The following is a 17382-nucleotide window of genomic DNA, read 5'->3' on the forward strand; positions in this document are numbered from 1 at the left end:
TTGAGTACAACAGACAACTGAGCGATTCGTATAACTATGAGCATCTTCAAAGAGAAAGTCGACGAGGAGTATCTCACTATCGCGGAAACGAAAGAGATTCTCGAAGATATCGAGATGGAGCGCGCTAACGACGAGGACCGCGAGATGCGGTACGAACTCTCTCGCGCCATCGAGCACGTCAACCGCTTTGCCGACCTCTCGCCGTCGGAGGCTCAGGAGTTCGTCGAGGAACTGCTCGAACTGGAGAAAGTCGACGACAAGACGGCTCATAAGATTGTCGACACCCAACCGCTCGACCGCGACGAACTCCGCGCGCTGTACGCCCAAGAGCGGTACTCGCTGTCCGGTGACGAACTCGACGATATCCTCGATGTCGTCAAGAAATACGCCTAACTGACGGGTACCTTTTTGGTGGTGTCGGTCGCAGCAGAGGTATGTCAGTCGACGAACCAGCAACAGCGATGTACCGCGAGCGGGCAGACACACTCAGCGCCGAGGCCGGCAGTGGTCCCGAACTGCTCTGTGCCCACGGAACGCTGATGGACCGGACGATGTTCGACCCACAACTCGACGGGTTGTCCGACGAGTACCGCGTTGCTGCGTACAACCTCCGCGCCCGGACCGAACGCGCCTTCGACCCCTACGACCTGCATGACCTCGTCGAAGACTGTCGCGCGATGATGGATGGACTCGGGATGGACAAACCCGTCCTCGCCGGGATGTCGATGGGCGGGTTCATGGCGCTGCGACTGGCGATCAACTACCCTGACGAAATTTCGGGGCTCGTTCTCATCGACTCCACGTCGAAGCCACACCCTGACGACGATATCGAACTCTACCGTGGGATGATCGAACAGGGCCGTGACGATGACGGGATGGAGCAGAGCATGGCCGAAACGGTCACACACTTCCTGTTCGGCGAGACCACACTCGAACAGAACTCGGAACTTGTCGAGTCGTGGGTCGACCGCTGGCGCACCTACCCCGGCGAATCGGTGTATCAGGAGGTCTATTCGTGGCTCGAACGGCCCGACGTGACCGACAAACTCCACGACCTCGATATTCCGACGCTGGTCGTCCACGGCGAGGAAGACGCCTCGATCGACTACGAGCGTGCCGAACCGACCGTCGAGGCACTCGACGCAGAGACGGCGCTGATTCCCGAGGCTGGCCACTCCTCGAACGTCGAACAGCCCGAAGCTGTCAACGACGCGATTCGGTCGTTCCTCGGCGACGTGTATTGAGCCGTTCCGAGCAACTGATACCGGTCGAACTCGTAGCATTGAGTACAATGGGTCTCGATCTGACACGTCGCCGACTGCTCCAGTCCGGGGCCGCGCTATCTACTGTTGGAGTCGCAGGCTGTTTCGGTGACGGGATCACCGAAGGCGAAGTTCGAGCGGCAGTTGTCACTGTCAATCCAACCAAACTCGACGAACCTGTCGAAGGAACGGTCGACGTGACCGCGCTCGTTGCGAACCATCAACAACCGGCAGATCTGAGAATCATCATCGAGGCTGTTGACCTCGACAAGCAAACCGACGAGGGCCGACAGGCGATTACGGCAATGACCTCTCTCGTCGAACAGTTCGACCACCAAGAACAGCGCGAGGTCACAACAGAAATCGAGCCGGGACCCACAGCCGACGGCCTGCTGGGTCGAGTCGAACCGGCCTAGAGGCCAGGAACGTTCTCTTCGGCTTCGAGCAGTTCGTGATAGCGGTTGCGAATCGTCACTTCAGAGATGTTCGCAACTTCGCTCACTTCGCTCTGTGTTACCTTCTCGTTGGTGAGCAGCGACGCCGCATACACCGCAGCAGCAGCCAGTCCGACTGGCGATTTGCCCGAGTGGACGCCCTGCTCTTTGGCGTTCTGGAGTAACTGCCGAGCACGCCGTTCGACCTCTTCGGAGAGTTCGAGATCCGAGACGAACCGTGGGACGTAGCTCTCGGGGTCGGCCGGCTTGATCTCCAGACTCAGTTCCCGGACGACGTAGCGGTAGGTGCGGGCGATTTCGTCTTTGTCGACCCGCGATACCGTCGTCAACTCGTCGAGCGAGCGCGGTGTCCCGGCTTTTCGGGCCGCAGCGTACAGCGACGCAGTCGCGACGCCCTCGATAGAGCGACCGGGCAGGAGGTCTTCCTCCAGCGCACGGCGGTAAATGACACTCGCGGTCTCACGTACATTCTCGGGGAGACCGAGAGCACTTGCCATCCGGTCAATTTCACCGAGCGCTTGCTTGAGATTGCGCTCTTTGGAGTCCCGGGTGCGGAATCGCTCGTTCCACGTCCGGAGTCGTTGCATCTTCTCGCGCTGTCGGCTGGACAGTGCGTTCCCGTACGCGTCTTTGTCCTGCCAGCCGATGTTCGTCGACAGTCCCTTGTCGTGCATCATATTCGTCGTCGGTGCACCGACGCGGGATTTTTCGTCTTTTTCTTTCGAGTCGAAGGCCCGCCACTCGGGACCGGGGTCGATTTCGTCCTCCTCGACGACCAGCCCGCAGTCCTCACAGACCGTCTCACCGTGTTCGGCGTCCGAGGCGAGGTTGCCACCACACTCCGGACAGACGAGCGTCTCTTCTTCCTCGCTCTCCTGTTCTTCAGTTTCTTCGCGCTCGCTCTCGCGCGCGTACCGTCTTGTTGTCGTGTCAGTCATGTTGGTCTCTGCTGGTGAATGGGGAGTTCACGGAAAACGTCCAGCGGTAGATTTATGTTAGTGGCCAAAACATATAAAAGCTTCCCCCATTGGTCGGGACGACGCCCAGCCGTCCCCGGAGTACGGTATTCGAAACGCTTAGTGCGCCCAGAGCACTGCCGGTATGCATGAGCGATTTTGCTGTCGACCCCGAGGAGGTCGAACACATTGCCGAACTCGCCCGCGTCGAACTCAGCGACGAGGAGCGCGAGCGTTTCGCCGGACAGTTCGGCGAGATTCTCTCCGCGTTCGAGGCACTGGACGAGGTGCCCGAGACTGACAGCGACCCCGACCTCACCAACGTGATGCGACCTGACGAGGTCCGGGAGAGTCTCGACCAGAGCGAGGCACTTCGCAACGCCGACGAAACAGAGGACGGCCAGTTCAAAGGACCGCGAGTCTCCTGATATGGCCGAGAATATCTACATCACCGAGACGACTATCGAGGGCGACGACGCGGGCCCGCTCGCGGGTCGGACCGTCGCCGTGAAGGACAACATCTCGACGGAGGGTGTCCGGACAACCTGTGGCTCCGCGATGCTCGACGACTACGTCCCACCGTACGACGCCACTGTCGTCGACCGCTTGCGGACGGCCGGCGCGACCATCACCGGCAAGACCAACATGGACGAGTTTGGGATGGGAACAACGACCGAAACGTCGGCGTTTGGACCGACTGGAAATCCCGCCGCGCCGGGGTACGTTCCCGGCGGCTCTTCCGGTGGCTCTGCCGCCGCCGTTGCCGCCGGTGCGGCTGACCTCGCGCTCGGGACCGATACCGGTGGTTCGGTTCGCTGTCCCGCCGCGTTCTGTGATGTCGTCGGCATCAAGCCGACCTACGGGCTCGTCTCCCGCTACGGACTGATTGCCTACGCGAACAGCCTTGAACAGGTTGGACCGCTCGCGCCAACTGTCGAAGAGGCGGCCGAACTGCTGGAGGTCATCGCTGGCCCTGACGAGCGTGACGGCACCACCCGCGACGCCCACGAGCACGGCAGCGACTACGAGTACGCCGCCGCGGCCGACGGCGACGTCGAGGGACTGGAAATCGGCGTCCCGACGGAGCTTCTGGACGGTGCCGACGAGCGCGTCGTCGAGCAGTTCTGGGCGGCAATCGAAGAACTCGAAGCACAGGGCGCGAGCTACCACGAAGTCAGTCTCCCGAGCCTCGAACACGCTGTCGAGGCCTACTACGTCATCGCGATGAGCGAAGCCTCGTCGAATCTCGCGCGGTTCGACGGCGTCCGCTACGGTACTTCTGGTGGGTCCGACGGCAACTGGAACGAGTCCTTCGCAAAAGCCCGCGAAGACGGCTTCGGTGAGGAGGTCAAACGCCGAATTTTGCTCGGCACCTACGCGCTGTCGGCGGGCTATCACGACAAGTACTACAAGAAGGCACAGGACGCTCGCGCGTGGATTCAGGAGGACTTCGACGAGGCGCTCTCCGACGCAGACATCCTCGCCTCGCCGACGATGCCAATCACGCCCTTCGAACTCGGCGAGAGTCTCGACGACCCGATGAAAATGTATCTCGCTGACGCGAACACGACGCCGGTCAACCTCGCGAATCTTCCTGCGATTTCGGTGCCGGTCGGCGACGACGATGGTCTCCCGGTTGGCCTCCAACTCGTTGGCCCGGCCTTCGGCGAGAAACGCCTCGTCCGCGCGGGCAGCGCGCTGGCCTGAGCCTTATCTGTTAGGGCACTGTTGCCGCGTCTTCACCAATTCTGTAAGGTAGTACTTCGATGTAGTCGGCCCGCATAAATTATCGTATGTCACAACAACAGCAGTCACCGTTCGAGTACAGTTTCGACAAGCGCGACAACGTCCTCGTCTTGGACCTCACAGACTGGTCGGGAGAAACCGAGGGGATGGATGAGGCAGAACGCGACTGGCTGTCCCGGGCCAGCAAGTCAGGAGTTACGGCTGCAGTTACCGAGTTCAGTGCTGATATGTCCCTTGGCCGGGAGACACAGAACCACCTCGCGAAAGAATGGAGTGAGAACGGTCACGAAGCGGATATCGACAAACTTGCCTTCGTCTCCGAGGGTATCAAGGCTCGCGCGGTCAGCGCGAATCTGGACGTTCCACAGGAAATCAAGACCTTCGGGTCGGTCGCCGAAGCCGTCGAGTGGGCCAGCGAGTAGCGTTCGCAGTTATTTTTCATCGGTTCTGTCGTTGCCGTCCGAAGGCTGGCGACGCACCGGGTCTGACGGCTGTTCTGCAGGCGATACCCCCCCGTCTCCCTCGTGGCGTTGACTCGCTTCTTCCGGCGGCTGCTGCTGACCGCCCTGTGGTGGCCGCCGGCTGGCGGGCTGGTTCTGTTGTGGGCCACCAGACCGCGGCTGGTCCAGCGACCGCGCGCCCGTCGTTGCCGGGCCGCGATGTCCGAAATAGCAGCCACCACACTGCAGCAGTCCGCCGCTAATCGCCAGATAGACACCCGGTCCAACGCTGGTCACAGCCCCGAGTTCGGGTTTGAGCCACGCACTGTACATCCAGACGGGGTCGAAGAGATAGAATACGCCGAGCCCGACGGCAGCTACGCCGCTTGCCCCGCCGACACCGAGGACGACCTGACTCCACGGCTCTGTCAGTACGATGGCGGCTGCGACGAGGCCAATACCGGCGAGCACCACCCAGTCTACACGGTCGATGCCGAGGATTTGCTCTGCGGTGTCAGCCTCCGAAAAGGAACTCAGTCCCTCGGCGCGCTCGCTGGGGTCGGTGACTGGAATCGCCTCCGACGCGGTGAGCCAGGGAAACAGGCCGCTGACGAGTACCGCCGCGACGCCGAGGACGAACAGCAGTTCCGCCCGGTCAAGCGACTCTGGGGCTGTCATGTCGGCTACCTTTCTCCCCGCTTCACTAAAGCCTGCGGGGTCGGGCCCAAACAGTAAGGTGGGCGTCCGTGCTACGTAGGTGCATGCGCGTGGGAGACATCATGTCCTCGCCGGCGGTCACCGTCGAGCGCGAGACGACGGTCCAGGTGGCCATCGAACAGATGCTCAAACACCACGTCGGCAGTGTGGTGGTCGTCGCCGACGGCAACGCGACAGGGATTCTGACGCGCTCTGACGCGCTTCGCGCGGCGTATCACGCCGGCAGCGACCTCGAAACCATCGCGGTCAGCCGTGCGATGTCCGAAGAGCTCCGGACGACCAAACAATCACGCACCATCCGGAGCGTTCTGCGGACAATGGAAAAAAACGGCATCAAGAAACTCCCCGTCGTCGAGGGATTCGAGCCGGTCGGTATCGTGACGATGACCGACATCGCTGGCCACCTTCCCGAGGAGGTCCAGCAGGCGACGGCGAATCTCGAGCGCAGCGACGACTGGACCGAGTAACCCGGCGGGACCGACAGTGTATTTGCGCTCGCTCCGCTAGCAGCAGCCAGATTTCAATGTCCGAGGCGGGATACCGACGCCGAGGTGAGTCTCTGTGACCGACAGCGAGACGTGCACGCTCTGTGACCTCCCGCTGTCGTCGACCGCCGTCGAGAACGACGCCGGCGAGCGCTTTTGCTGTCAGGGCTGTCGCCAGATTACGGCGACACTGGCCGAGCGCGAGGACCTCTCGACAGACGCCGACCCTGCGGAAATCGACGCCGCCCTTGACAGCGGCGACCGCGACGTGCCCGACGATTACGAGACGACCTTTCTCAGCATCGACGGGATGCACTGTGCCACCTGTGAGACGTTCATCGAATCCCAGGCCGCGGCCCACGACAACGTCGCCGGTGCTGACGCGAGTTACATCACCGACGCGGTCCGAATCGACCACGACCCCGAGGCTATCGGGGAATCAGGACTGCGCGAACTGTTGAGCGGGCTGGGTTATCAGGCCTACAGTCGCGACGACCCGCTGGCCGAACGCCGCGCCGAGGACGACGAACTCATGCGGCTGGTCGTTGGCGTCACCTTCGGGATGGCGATTATGATGACCTACGTTGCCCTCATCTACCCGCTATACTTCGGCGGGCTCTGGTATCCCGAACCTCAGGCCGAGTTTCTCGCAGAGATGCTCGCGGGCACGTCCGCGAGCTATCCGTTTCTCGTGATGGGGTTGCTGACCGGCTTCGTTCTCCTTTATACAGGCGGTCCGATACTGAAGGGAGCCTACGTCAGCCTCAAAACGCGCCAGCCGAATATGGACCTGCTGATTGCTGTCGCCGCGACGAGCGCGTGGCTGTACAGCACTATCGCCATCTTCGTCGAAAGCGGAATTCCGAGTCTCTACTACGACGTGACGCTCACCGTCATTCTCGTCGTCACCGCCGGCGGCTACTACGAGAATCAGATTAAACAGCGCGCCAACGACCGCCTCGCCGGCCTGACCGAAGCCCAGGTTGACGAGGCCCATCGATACGAGGGCGACGGTTCCACGACGGCAGTCGACATCGAAGAACTCAGCGCTGGCGAGGAAATCCTCGTTCGGGAGGGTGAGCGCGTTCCGGTCGACGGCAGCGTTGCTGATGGCGAAGGGACCGTCGACGAGGCAGTTGTCACCGGAGAATCCCTGCCTGTCGGCAAGACGGCAGGCGACGAGGTTGTCGGTGGCTCACTGCTGCAGGATGGCTCGCTGGTGGTCGAAGTGGGTGAGGGTGCCGACAGCAGCATCGACCGCCTGACCGACATGGTCTGGGACCTCCAGAGCGCGAACCACGGTATTCAGCAACTCGCCGACCGACTGGCGACTATTTTCGTCCCGCTGGTGTTCGCACTCGCCGTCACCGTCGGCGTCGCGTACTTCCTGCTCGGGGCCACGCTCTCGACGACAATCCTGACAGCACTCACCGTGATGATTGTCTCCTGTCCCTGTGCGCTCGGTCTGGCAACGCCGCTGGCTATCGCGTCGAGCGTCCGTGAGGCACTCGAACGCAGTATCGTCGTCTTCGACGAAACCATCTTCGAGCGCCTCCGGGACGTGGACGTCGTAATTTTCGACAAAACCGGGACGCTGACCACTGGCGATATGCAGGTGCTCGACGCCGAGGGACCGGACGACCTCTTCGAGCAGGCCGCTTTGCTCGAAACGCACTCCTCGCACCCTGTTGCCGGAGCCATCGTCGACCGGTACGGCCCGAACGAGGCCGCGACGGATGGTGGCGTCGCTGACTCAACAGCCAGCGAGGACGGCGGCCCGGACACGGCCGACCCGATGGATAACCGCGTCGCTGACTTCCGGAGTTACGCGACCGGTGTCGGCGGTACTGTCGACGGCACCGAACTGCTCGTCGGAACGGTTGGACTGTTCGCCGAGCAGGGCTGGACTGTTCCGGAGGAACTCGAACGGCGCGCGGAGACGGCGAGAAAGGAAGGAAACGCGCCGGTTGTGGTCGGCCGAGACGGGACGGCTGAAGCCATTGCCGTCGTCGGCGACCAACCACGCGAGGACTGGGAAGACGTCGTGGAGATGCTCACTGACCGCGGCATCGAGGTTGCTGTCCTGACCGGTGACAGCAAAGAAGCGAGTGCGACCTTCGCCGCACACCCCGGCATCGACGAGGTGTTCGCTGGCGTCCCGCCGGAGGCCAAAGCCGAGACAGTTCGACAGTACGGCGCAGGCAGACAGACGGTGATGGTCGGTGACGGGACCAACGACGCGCCCGCGCTGGCGACGGCAGACCTCGGTATTGCACTCGGTAGCGGGACGGCGCTGGCTGCTGACGCTGCCGACGTGGCGATTGTCGACGACTCGCTGTCCTCGCTGGAGACAGTCTTCGACCTCGCGGCGGCAGCGAATACGCGGGTCAAGCAGAACATCGGCTGGGCGTTCTGTTACAACGGCGTCGCGATTCCACTCGCAATCGTTGGGCTGCTCAACCCGCTCTTTGCCGCGGTGGCGATGGCGTTTTCCAGCCTGCTGGTCGTCACGAACTCCTCGCGGTCGCTGCTGTAGTCCCGGAAGACAGATATCCGCGCCGGTGATAGACCGGCCCAGATGAGCGAGGGACTGGTCTTTGTCTGCCCGCGCTGTGGCTGGGAGTGTGCACCCGGCGAGTATCGCCGGTGCCCAGACCACGACCTGTCCCTCGACCTTTCCTACGACATCGCTACTGTCCAGGAGCGGTTCGACCCCGAGACACGCTCACGGACGGACATCTGGCGCTACGGACCGTTACTTCCCGTCGATGGCGACCCAATCACACTCGGCGAGGGCTGGACTGACCTCGTCGACGCGCCGACGACTGGAGGCGCGCTCGGTGTCGACCTCGGGTTGAAACTCGACGGCGCGAACCCGACGGGGGCGTCCAAGGACCGCGGCAGTGCAGTCGTCGCGACCCACGCCCGCGAGGCGGCTGTCGACCGGATTGTCTGTGCCTCGACAGGGAACGCTGCTGCCTCGATTGCAGCCTACGCCGCCCGCGGAAATCTCGCGTGTTCGCTGTACGTCCCCGAACGTCTGCCCGACGCCAAGGCTGTCCAGCCACTCGTGTACGACGCCGACCTCGTTACCGTCTCCGGCGGGTACGCCGACGCCTATCGCCGCTGCCGAGACGACGCCAGCGAGTCGGCTATCGACCGCAGTGCTGGCGCGAGTCCCTACACTCCCGCCGGCGCGCAGACACTCGGCTTCGAACTCGCAGAACAGGCACCCGAGGCAGACTGGATTGCTGTCTCGATGGGCAACGGCGGGACGCTCGCGGATATCTGGCAGGGACTGTCGTTGTTCTCACGGGCAGATTTTCTCGCTGACCCGCCGCGATTGCTCGGCGTGCAGGCCGCTGGTTGTCGCCCTATCCACGACAGCCTTGCCGACGAAGCGCACTCGGACTCGACCGGAACCTGTGCGGACAGTATCGACGTGACCGACCCCCACCGAGCTGTTGCGGCCGAGCGTGCAATCGAGGAGAGCAACGGAACGACCGTCGCAGTTGCTGACGAGCAGATACGGGCAGCGCTCCGGCGACTGGGCCGCGATGAGGGTGTCTTTGTCGAACCGGCGGGGGCTGCCGCAGTCGCTGGCATCGGGGCCGCCCTCGAGGGCGGCGTTCTCGACTCAGGCGAGGATGTCGTTGCGGTCCTCACCGGTGATGGGCTGAAAGATACGGCGACAGCTCTCGACGCAGTCGAGTCGTAATTCACTCCTCGGGCAAACGCTGTGAGACGCGCAGCCGCGCAGCAGTGAGCACGCCGCCGGTGAGCGCAACCAGCAGTTCCAGTCCCGACCCGAACAGCGGAAACGTTCGTTCGGCCGTCTCACCGCTCGGTGTCGTGCCCGGGTCGACGCCGGTCGTTATCTGGACATCTCGACTCGTTCCTCTGGGTTCGAGCAACAGGAACCCGCGCTCGGAGTCGCGGAACGTCTGGACGAGGCCGCGCTGGTTCGACAGTTCCATCTCGCCGCGCAGGGTGTAGAACTGGTCGTGCAGCGGCCAGAAGAGGTTCGCATAGCCATCGGTCAAATCCAGCAGGACGTGTCCGAGTGCGTACACCACAATCGCAACCCACGCCACGCGCACGCCCCACGCGCCCCACCGCGAGCGCAGTAGCGACTGCTCGCGGACGTGCACGTCGACCCACCAGAGGAGAACCGCGAGGGCCGGAACCGCGAGGTTGTGCAGCGAGGTGCGGTGGCCGGCAGACGAGACCAGCGCGATGAACGAATCGAGGTCTGGAATCGCGACGACGACGACGACGACGAGCAGTGCTCGCTTGTCGAAGGCGTCGCCGAGTAACGCGGCGCCGATGAGTCCAGCGACGGCCGCGTGGACGAGCGTCGATGGCATTCGCCCACATCTCGGGGACCGACGACTGTAACCTCTCGGGTGCGCGGGACCTGTCGGCAGGATGACGCCACAAATTTAAGGTACCGCCGCGCTACTCACGACTATGGACCGCAACAGTCATCCACAGGAGATCACGAGCCTCGTGGGTCGGGAAGTCTACACAAATAACGGTGTCTACCTCGGTGAGGTCGAGGACCTCCGACTCGACCTCGACGCAGAGAACGTCACTGGGCTGGCGCTACACGAACTCAACCGAGAACTGTTCCGCGAGGAATCCGCCAGCGCTCGCGGCGTCATCGTCCCGTACCGCTGGGTGCAGGCGGTGGGCGATGTTGTCATTGTCAACGATATTGCCGAACGGATTCAGCGCTCGAAAGGCGACGAAGACGAAGAAGAAGTCACTGCCTGAATTTCACGCCGTCGGGTTTTCCCGCTCGCCAACCAACCTCTCGCTTTTTCAACCTTGCGCGCTCTGGAATTACTGGGTCGCCACATTTCGCACAGACCTCTCTGCTGAGTCGCGTCGCTCACCAGCAGCCTATACTCTCTGAAAACGCTCCTAACTCCCGTTTCCGCTATCGCTCGACTCGACACCCATCGACTCGAACAGTTTCTTCGTCACTGCTTCTTCGGTCAGTTCGAGCAGTGTCTCGCGGTTGTCGTCGCTGACCTCGATGCCGGTGAAAATTCCCAGCGGAATCTCGACGCTGGCTTCTGTCGAGTGACCCTTGCTCTCGCCGATTTCCTCGAAGGCTTCTTCGAGAATCCGACCGATATCCATCCGGATATCTTTCGAGCGAGCGGCGAGATAGATGCTGTCGTCGGCGATGGCGAACACTGCTGTCGTCGTAATTCCTTCGAGATTGAGCAGGTGTTGGGCGGCCTGTGAGAGGGCGTCTCGGTCCCGGACGAACCCGGCGTTCGAGACGAGGTGTGACCCCTCGACCTCACGGTTACGAATCGCTTCCGCGAGCACGTCGAGAGTTTCGGCAGACATCGACGGCGACTCGACCTGTTCGAGCGTATCGTGGTCAGCGAACGGATAGAGATAGGCAGCGGCGGTCAGGTCCGCTGGCGTCGTGTCTCGCTTGAAATCCAGTGTTTCGGCCCGAATTCCGTACAGGAGTGCCGTGGCAACCTCCTGTTCGAGCGTGAGGTCGAGTTCCTGAATGTACTTCGTCATGATCGTCGACGTCGAGGAGATGTTCGGCCGCACGTCGCTGAAAGCAGCGTCGTGTTCGTGCTCCTGCTCGTAGTGGTCGACGATAATGTCGATCTGTTGGTCGTCGTCGGGTTCGCCCCCTTTCGCGTGGTCGACGATGGCGACGGTGTCGTACTCGTCGCGGTCGATTGTCTCGCCAGAGACGAGTTCGATTCCGAGGAGATTGACGAACGCGCGGTTCTCTTGGTGGCCAATCTCTCCCTCGTAGATGATATCCGCGTCGATACCGCGACTCTCGGCGATGGCTTTCAGCGCGGCGGCGCTCGCAATCGAGTCGGGGTCTGGACTCCGGTGGATGCGAATCGCGAGTTTGCTCGTCGTCTCGTCGATAACTTCAGAGAGTTTGCTGGTCTTGTATTCCAGTTCGCCGGTTTCCAGCGCCCGCAGCGCCGAGTCAGCGATAACCGCCGAGGGGTTGATAACGACATCTGCGCCGGCCTCGGTGAGCGCGTCACTGGAGACCGGGTCGGAAGCACGCGCGATGATGAAATGGTCGTTGTCTCGTGCCCGGATATTTTCGATTGCTGCCGTGTTCGCCTCGACGTCGGAGGAGAGAATGAGAATAACGTCGCGGTCAGAGACATCGTCGGCGACCGACGCGTCACGGATGTCGGACTGTCGAGCGTCGAGGTCCTGGTCGCGCAGCGCCTCGACACGGCCGTCGTCGGCGTCGATAATAAGCACGTCTTTGCCTTCATCGACCAACTCTTCGGCGACGGCGTGGCCGACGCTCCCGCAGCCCAGAATCGCGTACGTCGACATTGATGTCATCGTAATACCGGTACCCATCAGTAGTGAAAAATTTGAGCGGCAACGTATATAATATCGGGGTTCTCTGGACGAGCGAGGTAGCCACGGTCCCCCGCCCTCTCCAGTGGTGACGATAACCTGCGTACGTTCGTTGCGGTGCTGCCGCGCAGATATGCAACGATAGAAGTAAGTTCGGCCTTCGAACAGCACGCGACAAACCAGGTCCGGTGGGGACTAATCTCGGCGTTTCCGGAACAGTATAATCGTAATAGTTTGTGAAATAACAAATCTTTTAATATCTGGTGCAGCACATATGTGATGATGTCAGAGAATCCAGACGATACCGAGAACACAACTGGTGGACAACCGGGCGGCCAGCCCCAGGGCGGCCAGCCACCACAGGGCGGCCAACCACAGAACGGGCAACCACAGGGCGGACAGCCACCACAGGGCGGTCAACCGCCCCAGGGTGGTCAACCGCAGGGCCAGCCAGGGCAACCACCACAGGGCGGACAGCCACAGGGACACGCTCCTGCACAGACACAACAGACGTCCTTCGTCGAGGAGAATCAGTTGCTCGTCGACTGGACTGTCTTCACGACAATTCTGTTTGCGATTGCCGGTGCCGCACTCGGGTTATTCTTCATTATTTTCAACGGGCTCGACCAGAGCCTCGTCTCGGCTAGCGGAGGCGGGTCCAACCTCGGCGCCGCGTTCACCGCTCTCGGTTCGGTCGTTCTCCTGTACTTCCCGCTGTCCGTAGCAATCTTGATTGCTCCGTTCGCCGGGTCGACGCTGTCCGCCCGGCTCGTCCAGCCCGACCAGGAGATTTTTAAAACCGCCTTCGCCACGCTCGCTGCCGGCACGTTTGTCGTCGAACTGCTCGGAGGGTTCATGATTTCGACGACGTTCGGTAACCTGAGCCTCGAGTTCGGTGGGTTCCTGATTATGACGATTCTCGCTGCGCTCGTCGCCGGTGGTGCCTCTGCGGGCGGCGCATGGGCGATGCTCAACCAGTACCCCGAGTAGCGAAAGGAAACGCCTTTTAGCGCGGTGCAGTAACCTGTTGATGCGTGGGCCGGTAGCTCAGTTTGGCAGAGCGACGGACTCTTAATCCGTCGGTCGCGTGTTCAAATCGCGCCCGGCCCGTACAACGAACTGCCGAGTGACAACGAGGCAGTGAGTGAACCGGCAGGCACGATTTGAAGTAGACCGAGGTTCTGCGCTCCGCGCAGGTTCTCGGGCGTAGTTCACAATCGCGCCCGGCCCGTTTCTACTAAATTTGAGTCTTTTGGGACTCACTCAGTCACCGACCCACTCTCGTAGTGCAACCCGCTCCTGATTTGGTCTCGTTCCGCGAACGAGCATCCCCGGTCCAACATCACGCGTCACCGTTGCCCCAGCACCGACAACCGAGCCCTCGCCAATCTCGACACCCGGACCGACGACGGCGTTAGCACCGAGAAAGGCACCGTCGTGGAGAATAATTCGCTCGAAGATATCGTCTCCGAAGACCATTCCACCGGGAGTTAGTTCGTGCGTGACGCCGACGACGCTGCAGTTTGGTCCAATCTGGACGTTGGGGCCGATCTCTGCGTTCTCGATGTAGGTGCCGGCGTTGATGTCTGCCGGGCCGTCGATGTGGCTTTTCTTGACCGGACGCGTGCTCGTAGATTGCGCAGTCGTCGCCGACCGTACTGTCGTGAATCGTGACGTACTCACGAACCTCGCTGTCGCCGATAGTCGAGTCGACAAGGCGTGCCGACTCGTCGATACTGGTCATGCGCCAACAGCCACGGCGAGGCGGCATAAAATCAGCTGTCTACTCTGTGTCGACCGCTGACTCGCCCTGCTGTGCACCGAGATAGAGGCCAACGAGCCCGAACAGTGTCGAGATGAGCGCCATTACGACGACCCCGCCGATGCTGGGGCTTGCGCTGACCGTAATCTCGATACCGTCCTGGTCGGCGGTTGCTGCCGCGCGAAAGAAAAACGCGCCAAACAGGCTCAAGGGGACGTAGGTCGTTGGGACACCCAGTCCGATTCGGACGAGGCTGCGGCTCACTTCCAGTTCGGCCGCTCGCGCGAGCGCGTACCCGCCCGCAGCGAGAAGCAATACAGGGACAAGCTGGTAGACGATGCTGGGGACCTGCGTCGAGGCAGTCGTGAGGATGTTGAACGCCTCGGGAGCGGATTGGGTCTGTGCACCGCCCTGTCCTGCCTGCCCGGACACCTGCGGTACCGCCACCGTGTCGACGAAGTGGGCATTGTAGAATACCCAGCCGACGAACTCGGTTGTCGTCGGCTCCGGCTGTGGAAAGCCAGCCAGTTCTGCCTGCTGGAAGATGCCGGCCTGTGCGATGACGTTTTCAGTCGTCGACATCGCGTCCAATCCGCTGTCGAGGGCAACGAGTAGATAGGTCAGTCCAAATCCGAGCACGTAACTCCCGGCACCGACGGCCATGGCGCCGATAACGGGTGCCTCACCGACGTAGGCTCGCAGCCTCGCACTGACCGTCGCAGTCTGTTCCGCCATATCTGTTCATTCACTGGATAAGCAACATAAGGCCACTGTATCGAGTCGTCGTCGTAATGTTGATTCCCGCGCCGGTCGAAAATACAACTGGCTTGTCACAGAGAACCACCCCGCCGGCGTGGTTGGTCGAACAATGAGCACCGAGCGCGTCGGGCTGGTCTCGACCGTCACTTCGGCGCTGTTGTTGCTCGTCCACTCGAACCTGCTCATTTCCCTGTCGGCGACTGCCGTCGCGGTGAGCACTATCGTTCTTGCCGACCTCCCGATTGAGCCTGTGCCGTTGTTCATCGTCTTCGCCGCGACGCTGTTTGTCTACTCGTTCAATCGACTCACCGACCTCGCAGAGGACGCACAGAATGTCCCGAACCGAGCGGCGTTCGTCGAGCGCTACGGCACGGTGTTGCTCGCAATCGGCGGCGTGCTGTATCTGCTCGCGATTGCGATTGCACTCGTGACTGAGATTCCCGCTGTGCCTGCGATGGTCGCTCCGCTGGCCGTCGCGGTGTTGTACTCGGTCGTTGGCGTGAAACGAATCCTGCTGGTCAAAAACCTCCTCGTCGGTCTGTCGTGGGGAGCGATTCCGCTCGGCGTCGGCGTCTACTACGGACACCTGTTCACGCTCGATATCCTGTTTACCTCCGCGTTCATTACTGCCGCGTTGACCATCGCGGCAGTTGTCTTCGATATCAAAGACATCGAGGGCGACCGTGCGGAGGGGATCGCGACAGTCCCGCTTGTTGTCGGCGTCGAGCGGACAAAACAGGTAGCAGCAGTCGGGAGTGTCGCCCTTGGACTGCTTGTCGCCGCCTTCGTCGCCGTCGGCCCGCTACACCGCCAGTACCTCCTGTTGGTGCCGTTCACTGGCTACATGGCGGTCTACAGCCTGCTCGCACGCGTCGAGCGGACGCCGCTGTTCTATGGGTTCGTAATCGACAGCGAGCATCTCTATCTCGCCGCCGCGCTCTACTGTACCGACGTACTGGGCTGAGCCGACTGCGACGGGAGCTTTTAGACTCGGGGACTCGTAGCACCTGCCGATGACACCGCCGGGCGACGACGAGGACGGTGAGCCGAACCCAAGCGAGCAACCTCCGGGCAGCGACGCGCCCGGTCCGTCCCAGCGGCCCCCAGAGGGGTCGGCAGGAGCTCCCTCCACTGCCGATGACGGCCAGTCGGGCAGTTCCGAACAGCCTGGGCCGGAGATGGGACTCAACGAGGGTGAGCGATTCGTTCCTCGGGAGGGCCCTCGCTCCGCAGGGTCGAACGAGCGACCGACCGACCCTGTGCAGGATTCGTTCACCGGCCGCGTTGACCTCTACGAAATCGCGAGCTGGGAGGCTCGCTCGCCGCTCGACCGGTTTGCTGTCCGTCTCGCGAACGTGTTACAGACGAGCAAACGACTCCTGTTACTCTCGATTGCACTCACACTCTTTATCGCACAGATTGGACTCGCCGGCGTTCTCGTCGTGCAGGCACCGATTCTCGGTGGGCTGGCGGCCGCGTCGGCAGTTCCGGCCCTCATTCTCGCAGGCTACTTCTGGTACGGCGACCCGACGACGAAAGAACCACTGCTCGGGCTGGCGGTCACGTTCCTGCTTTCCGTCGGCTTTGCGACCATCGCCGGCGTCGTCAACAGCGTCGCACAGCCGTTCTTTCAGCTGTTCGGTATTGTGGGCACAACGCTGTTTTATTTCCTGATCGTCGGGCCAATCGAGGAGACGGTGAAGTGGCTGGCTGTCCGTAGCTACGCCTTCCGGACTGACGCCTTCCAGACCGTCGTCGACGGCGTGGTTTACGGTGCGATGGCCGGCGTTGGCTTCGCTGCAATCGAGAATCTGCTGTACATCCTGATGTTCTCAGTTGATTCGACGGCCGCTGGGTTTGCAATCCAACAGGACAGAGCAGTCGCAATCGCAACTCAGCGGGCGTTCGTCGGGCCTGGTCACGTTATCTTCTCGGCGTGGGCGGGCTTCTATCTCGGGCTAGCGAAGTTCAACCACGGCAAACGCGGGCCGATCGTGGTCAAGGGCCTGCTCATCGCGGCGTTCATCCACGCGCTGTACAACACACTCGTGACGAACCTGTCGCTCACGCTGGTCACGTTTCTCGCTTTTCTGGTCGTCTACCACGGGTTTTGGTTTACGATGCTGTACCGCAAACTCCGCTCGTACCGCGCGCTGTACCAGCAGCGTGGCGTATAGGCGAGCAATCCCACCGCTCTGATAGCTGTATCTCTCTGATTATGGACACAGTTTGCGCTGGCAATTGCTGGCTCTCCAGCCGTTGGTCCTCTACTCACCAATCCAGATACTGTAACAACAGAAGAAAACTTCCATAGAGTTTACCACTTACTCCAGATATCAATATTGAAACTGTGCGGAGTGGCTCAAATCACTATATTGCATTTTTTGATGAAAAAGCGGGAAATTGTCTATGTATATTTTCT

At 61.6% G+C, this 17382-nt stretch carries 19 protein-coding genes and 1 tRNA gene; 14 read left to right on the forward strand and 6 right to left on the reverse strand.

What is annotated here, in order from left to right:
- The first annotated feature begins 36 nt into the window (after positions 1–36).
- Genes ACMGFM_RS12730 through ACMGFM_RS12740 form a run of 3 tightly spaced genes read left to right on the forward strand, consistent with a single transcriptional unit; the run spans position 37 to position 1678 of the window.
- Complete coding sequence (locus tag ACMGFM_RS12730) at positions 37–393, forward strand: RNA polymerase Rpb4 family protein (protein WP_436903016.1); 357 nt, start codon at positions 37–39, stop codon at positions 391–393.
- Positions 394–434: 41 nt separating this feature from the next.
- Positions 435–1244 carry an alpha/beta fold hydrolase gene (locus ACMGFM_RS12735; RefSeq protein ID WP_436903017.1) on the forward strand — a complete coding sequence of 270 codons (810 nt, stop codon included), beginning with the start codon at positions 435–437 and terminating at the stop codon, positions 1242–1244.
- Positions 1245–1291: 47 nt separating this feature from the next.
- Entirely contained in the window at positions 1292–1678 is a 387-nt protein-coding gene (locus ACMGFM_RS12740; RefSeq protein WP_436903018.1) for a hypothetical protein, read from the forward strand.
- On the opposite strand, the gene ACMGFM_RS12745 is transcribed toward ACMGFM_RS12740, so the two are convergent.
- The gene (locus ACMGFM_RS12745) at positions 1675–2655 is read right to left on the reverse strand and encodes a transcription initiation factor IIB (RefSeq protein ID WP_436903019.1); all 981 of its coding nucleotides are present in this window, start codon (positions 2653–2655) and stop codon (positions 1675–1677) included. The two genes, ACMGFM_RS12740 and ACMGFM_RS12745, sit on opposite strands and share 4 nt — an antisense overlap.
- A gap of 167 nt (positions 2656–2822) precedes the next feature.
- Here ACMGFM_RS12745 and gatC point away from each other — a divergent pair, with 167 nt between their 5' ends.
- The 3 genes from gatC (at position 2823) to ACMGFM_RS12760 (ending at position 4841) form a co-directional block, all read left to right on the forward strand.
- Positions 2823–3101, forward strand: coding sequence for an Asp-tRNA(Asn)/Glu-tRNA(Gln) amidotransferase subunit GatC (gatC, locus tag ACMGFM_RS12750; RefSeq protein ID WP_299278304.1), 279 nt, complete (start codon positions 2823–2825; stop codon positions 3099–3101).
- Position 3102: 1 nt separating this feature from the next.
- Complete coding sequence (gene gatA / locus ACMGFM_RS12755; RefSeq protein ID WP_436903020.1) at positions 3103–4380, forward strand: Asp-tRNA(Asn)/Glu-tRNA(Gln) amidotransferase subunit GatA; 1278 nt, start codon at positions 3103–3105, stop codon at positions 4378–4380.
- Between the two features lie 86 nt (positions 4381–4466).
- The gene (locus ACMGFM_RS12760) at positions 4467–4841 is read left to right on the forward strand and encodes a hypothetical protein (RefSeq protein ID WP_436903022.1); all 375 of its coding nucleotides are present in this window, start codon (positions 4467–4469) and stop codon (positions 4839–4841) included.
- A gap of 9 nt (positions 4842–4850) precedes the next feature.
- Here the strand turns inward: ACMGFM_RS12760 and ACMGFM_RS12765 are convergent, their stop codons facing one another.
- Positions 4851–5537 carry a hypothetical protein gene (locus tag ACMGFM_RS12765; RefSeq protein WP_436903023.1) on the reverse strand — a complete coding sequence of 229 codons (687 nt, stop codon included), beginning with the start codon at positions 5535–5537 and terminating at the stop codon, positions 4851–4853.
- An 83-nt stretch (positions 5538–5620) separates the two neighbouring features.
- On the opposite strand from ACMGFM_RS12765, the gene ACMGFM_RS12770 reads away from it, so the two are divergent.
- The 3 genes from ACMGFM_RS12770 (at position 5621) to ACMGFM_RS12780 (ending at position 9779) form a co-directional block, all read left to right on the forward strand.
- Positions 5621–6043 (forward strand): CBS domain-containing protein, encoded by a 423-nt coding sequence (locus ACMGFM_RS12770; RefSeq protein ID WP_436903025.1) that lies wholly within the window; start codon positions 5621–5623, stop codon positions 6041–6043.
- A 94-nt stretch (positions 6044–6137) separates the two neighbouring features.
- On the forward strand, positions 6138–8597 hold the full coding sequence (locus tag ACMGFM_RS12775; protein WP_436903026.1) for a heavy metal translocating P-type ATPase: 2460 nt from the start codon (positions 6138–6140) through the stop codon (positions 8595–8597).
- A gap of 42 nt (positions 8598–8639) precedes the next feature.
- Positions 8640–9779, forward strand: coding sequence for a pyridoxal-phosphate dependent enzyme (locus ACMGFM_RS12780; protein ID WP_436903027.1), 1140 nt, complete (start codon positions 8640–8642; stop codon positions 9777–9779).
- Position 9780: 1 nt separating this feature from the next.
- On the opposite strand, the gene ACMGFM_RS12785 is transcribed toward ACMGFM_RS12780, so the two are convergent.
- Complete coding sequence (locus ACMGFM_RS12785; RefSeq protein WP_436903028.1) at positions 9781–10428, reverse strand: metal-dependent hydrolase; 648 nt, start codon at positions 10426–10428, stop codon at positions 9781–9783.
- A gap of 103 nt (positions 10429–10531) precedes the next feature.
- On the opposite strand from ACMGFM_RS12785, the gene ACMGFM_RS12790 reads away from it, so the two are divergent.
- Positions 10532–10837, forward strand: coding sequence for a PRC-barrel domain-containing protein (locus tag ACMGFM_RS12790; protein ID WP_436903029.1), 306 nt, complete (start codon positions 10532–10534; stop codon positions 10835–10837).
- Between the two features lie 150 nt (positions 10838–10987).
- On the opposite strand, the gene ACMGFM_RS12795 is transcribed toward ACMGFM_RS12790, so the two are convergent.
- The gene (locus ACMGFM_RS12795) at positions 10988–12439 is read right to left on the reverse strand and encodes a DHH family phosphoesterase (RefSeq protein ID WP_436903030.1); all 1452 of its coding nucleotides are present in this window, start codon (positions 12437–12439) and stop codon (positions 10988–10990) included.
- 282 nt (positions 12440–12721) lie between these two features.
- Between ACMGFM_RS12795 and ACMGFM_RS12800 the strand changes: the two genes are divergently transcribed.
- On the forward strand, positions 12722–13429 hold the full coding sequence (locus tag ACMGFM_RS12800) for a hypothetical protein (protein WP_436903031.1): 708 nt from the start codon (positions 12722–12724) through the stop codon (positions 13427–13429).
- A gap of 46 nt (positions 13430–13475) precedes the next feature.
- Positions 13476–13549 (forward strand) — tRNA-Lys (locus ACMGFM_RS12805).
- 153 nt (positions 13550–13702) lie between these two features.
- On the opposite strand, the gene ACMGFM_RS12810 is transcribed toward ACMGFM_RS12805, so the two are convergent.
- On the reverse strand, positions 13703–14122 hold the full coding sequence (locus tag ACMGFM_RS12810; protein ID WP_436903032.1) for an acyltransferase: 420 nt from the start codon (positions 14120–14122) through the stop codon (positions 13703–13705).
- Between the two features lie 100 nt (positions 14123–14222).
- Entirely contained in the window at positions 14223–14936 is a 714-nt protein-coding gene (locus ACMGFM_RS12815; RefSeq protein ID WP_436903033.1) for a DUF7978 family protein, read from the reverse strand.
- Between the two features lie 133 nt (positions 14937–15069).
- Between ACMGFM_RS12815 and ACMGFM_RS12820 the strand changes: the two genes are divergently transcribed.
- Entirely contained in the window at positions 15070–15924 is an 855-nt protein-coding gene (locus ACMGFM_RS12820) for a UbiA family prenyltransferase (RefSeq protein WP_436903034.1), read from the forward strand.
- 49 nt (positions 15925–15973) lie between these two features.
- On the forward strand, positions 15974–17137 hold the full coding sequence (locus ACMGFM_RS12825) for a PrsW family intramembrane metalloprotease (protein WP_436903035.1): 1164 nt from the start codon (positions 15974–15976) through the stop codon (positions 17135–17137).
- Positions 17138–17382: the final 245 nt, after the last annotated feature.

The organism is Halovenus halobia (assembly GCF_051414135.1).
GTDB lineage: Archaea > Halobacteriota > Halobacteria > Halobacteriales > Haloarculaceae > Halovenus > Halovenus halobia.

Bases quoted from the DNA above. Each gene is read 5' to 3' on its own strand.
- ACMGFM_RS12730 (WP_436903016.1), top strand. From the start codon at position 37: ATGAGCATCTTCAAAGAGAAAGTCGACGAGGAGTATCTCACTATCGCG.
- ACMGFM_RS12735 (WP_436903017.1), top strand. From the start codon at position 435: ATGTCAGTCGACGAACCAGCAACAGCGATGTACCGCGAGCGGGCAGAC.
- ACMGFM_RS12740 (WP_436903018.1), top strand. From the start codon at position 1,292: ATGGGTCTCGATCTGACACGTCGCCGACTGCTCCAGTCCGGGGCCGCG.
- ACMGFM_RS12745 (WP_436903019.1), bottom strand. From the start codon at position 2,655: ATGACTGACACGACAACAAGACGGTACGCGCGCGAGAGCGAGCGCGAA.
- gatC (WP_299278304.1), top strand. From the start codon at position 2,823: ATGAGCGATTTTGCTGTCGACCCCGAGGAGGTCGAACACATTGCCGAA.
- gatA (WP_436903020.1), top strand. From the start codon at position 3,103: ATGGCCGAGAATATCTACATCACCGAGACGACTATCGAGGGCGACGAC.
- ACMGFM_RS12760 (WP_436903022.1), top strand. From the start codon at position 4,467: ATGTCACAACAACAGCAGTCACCGTTCGAGTACAGTTTCGACAAGCGC.
- ACMGFM_RS12765 (WP_436903023.1), bottom strand. From the start codon at position 5,537: ATGACAGCCCCAGAGTCGCTTGACCGGGCGGAACTGCTGTTCGTCCTC.
- ACMGFM_RS12770 (WP_436903025.1), top strand. From the start codon at position 5,621: ATGCGCGTGGGAGACATCATGTCCTCGCCGGCGGTCACCGTCGAGCGC.
- ACMGFM_RS12780 (WP_436903027.1), top strand. From the start codon at position 8,640: ATGAGCGAGGGACTGGTCTTTGTCTGCCCGCGCTGTGGCTGGGAGTGT.
- ACMGFM_RS12785 (WP_436903028.1), bottom strand. From the start codon at position 10,428: ATGCCATCGACGCTCGTCCACGCGGCCGTCGCTGGACTCATCGGCGCC.
- ACMGFM_RS12790 (WP_436903029.1), top strand. From the start codon at position 10,532: ATGGACCGCAACAGTCATCCACAGGAGATCACGAGCCTCGTGGGTCGG.
- ACMGFM_RS12795 (WP_436903030.1), bottom strand. From the start codon at position 12,439: ATGGGTACCGGTATTACGATGACATCAATGTCGACGTACGCGATTCTG.
- ACMGFM_RS12800 (WP_436903031.1), top strand. From the start codon at position 12,722: ATGTCAGAGAATCCAGACGATACCGAGAACACAACTGGTGGACAACCG.
- ACMGFM_RS12815 (WP_436903033.1), bottom strand. From the start codon at position 14,936: ATGGCGGAACAGACTGCGACGGTCAGTGCGAGGCTGCGAGCCTACGTC.
- ACMGFM_RS12820 (WP_436903034.1), top strand. From the start codon at position 15,070: ATGAGCACCGAGCGCGTCGGGCTGGTCTCGACCGTCACTTCGGCGCTG.
- ACMGFM_RS12825 (WP_436903035.1), top strand. From the start codon at position 15,974: ATGACACCGCCGGGCGACGACGAGGACGGTGAGCCGAACCCAAGCGAG.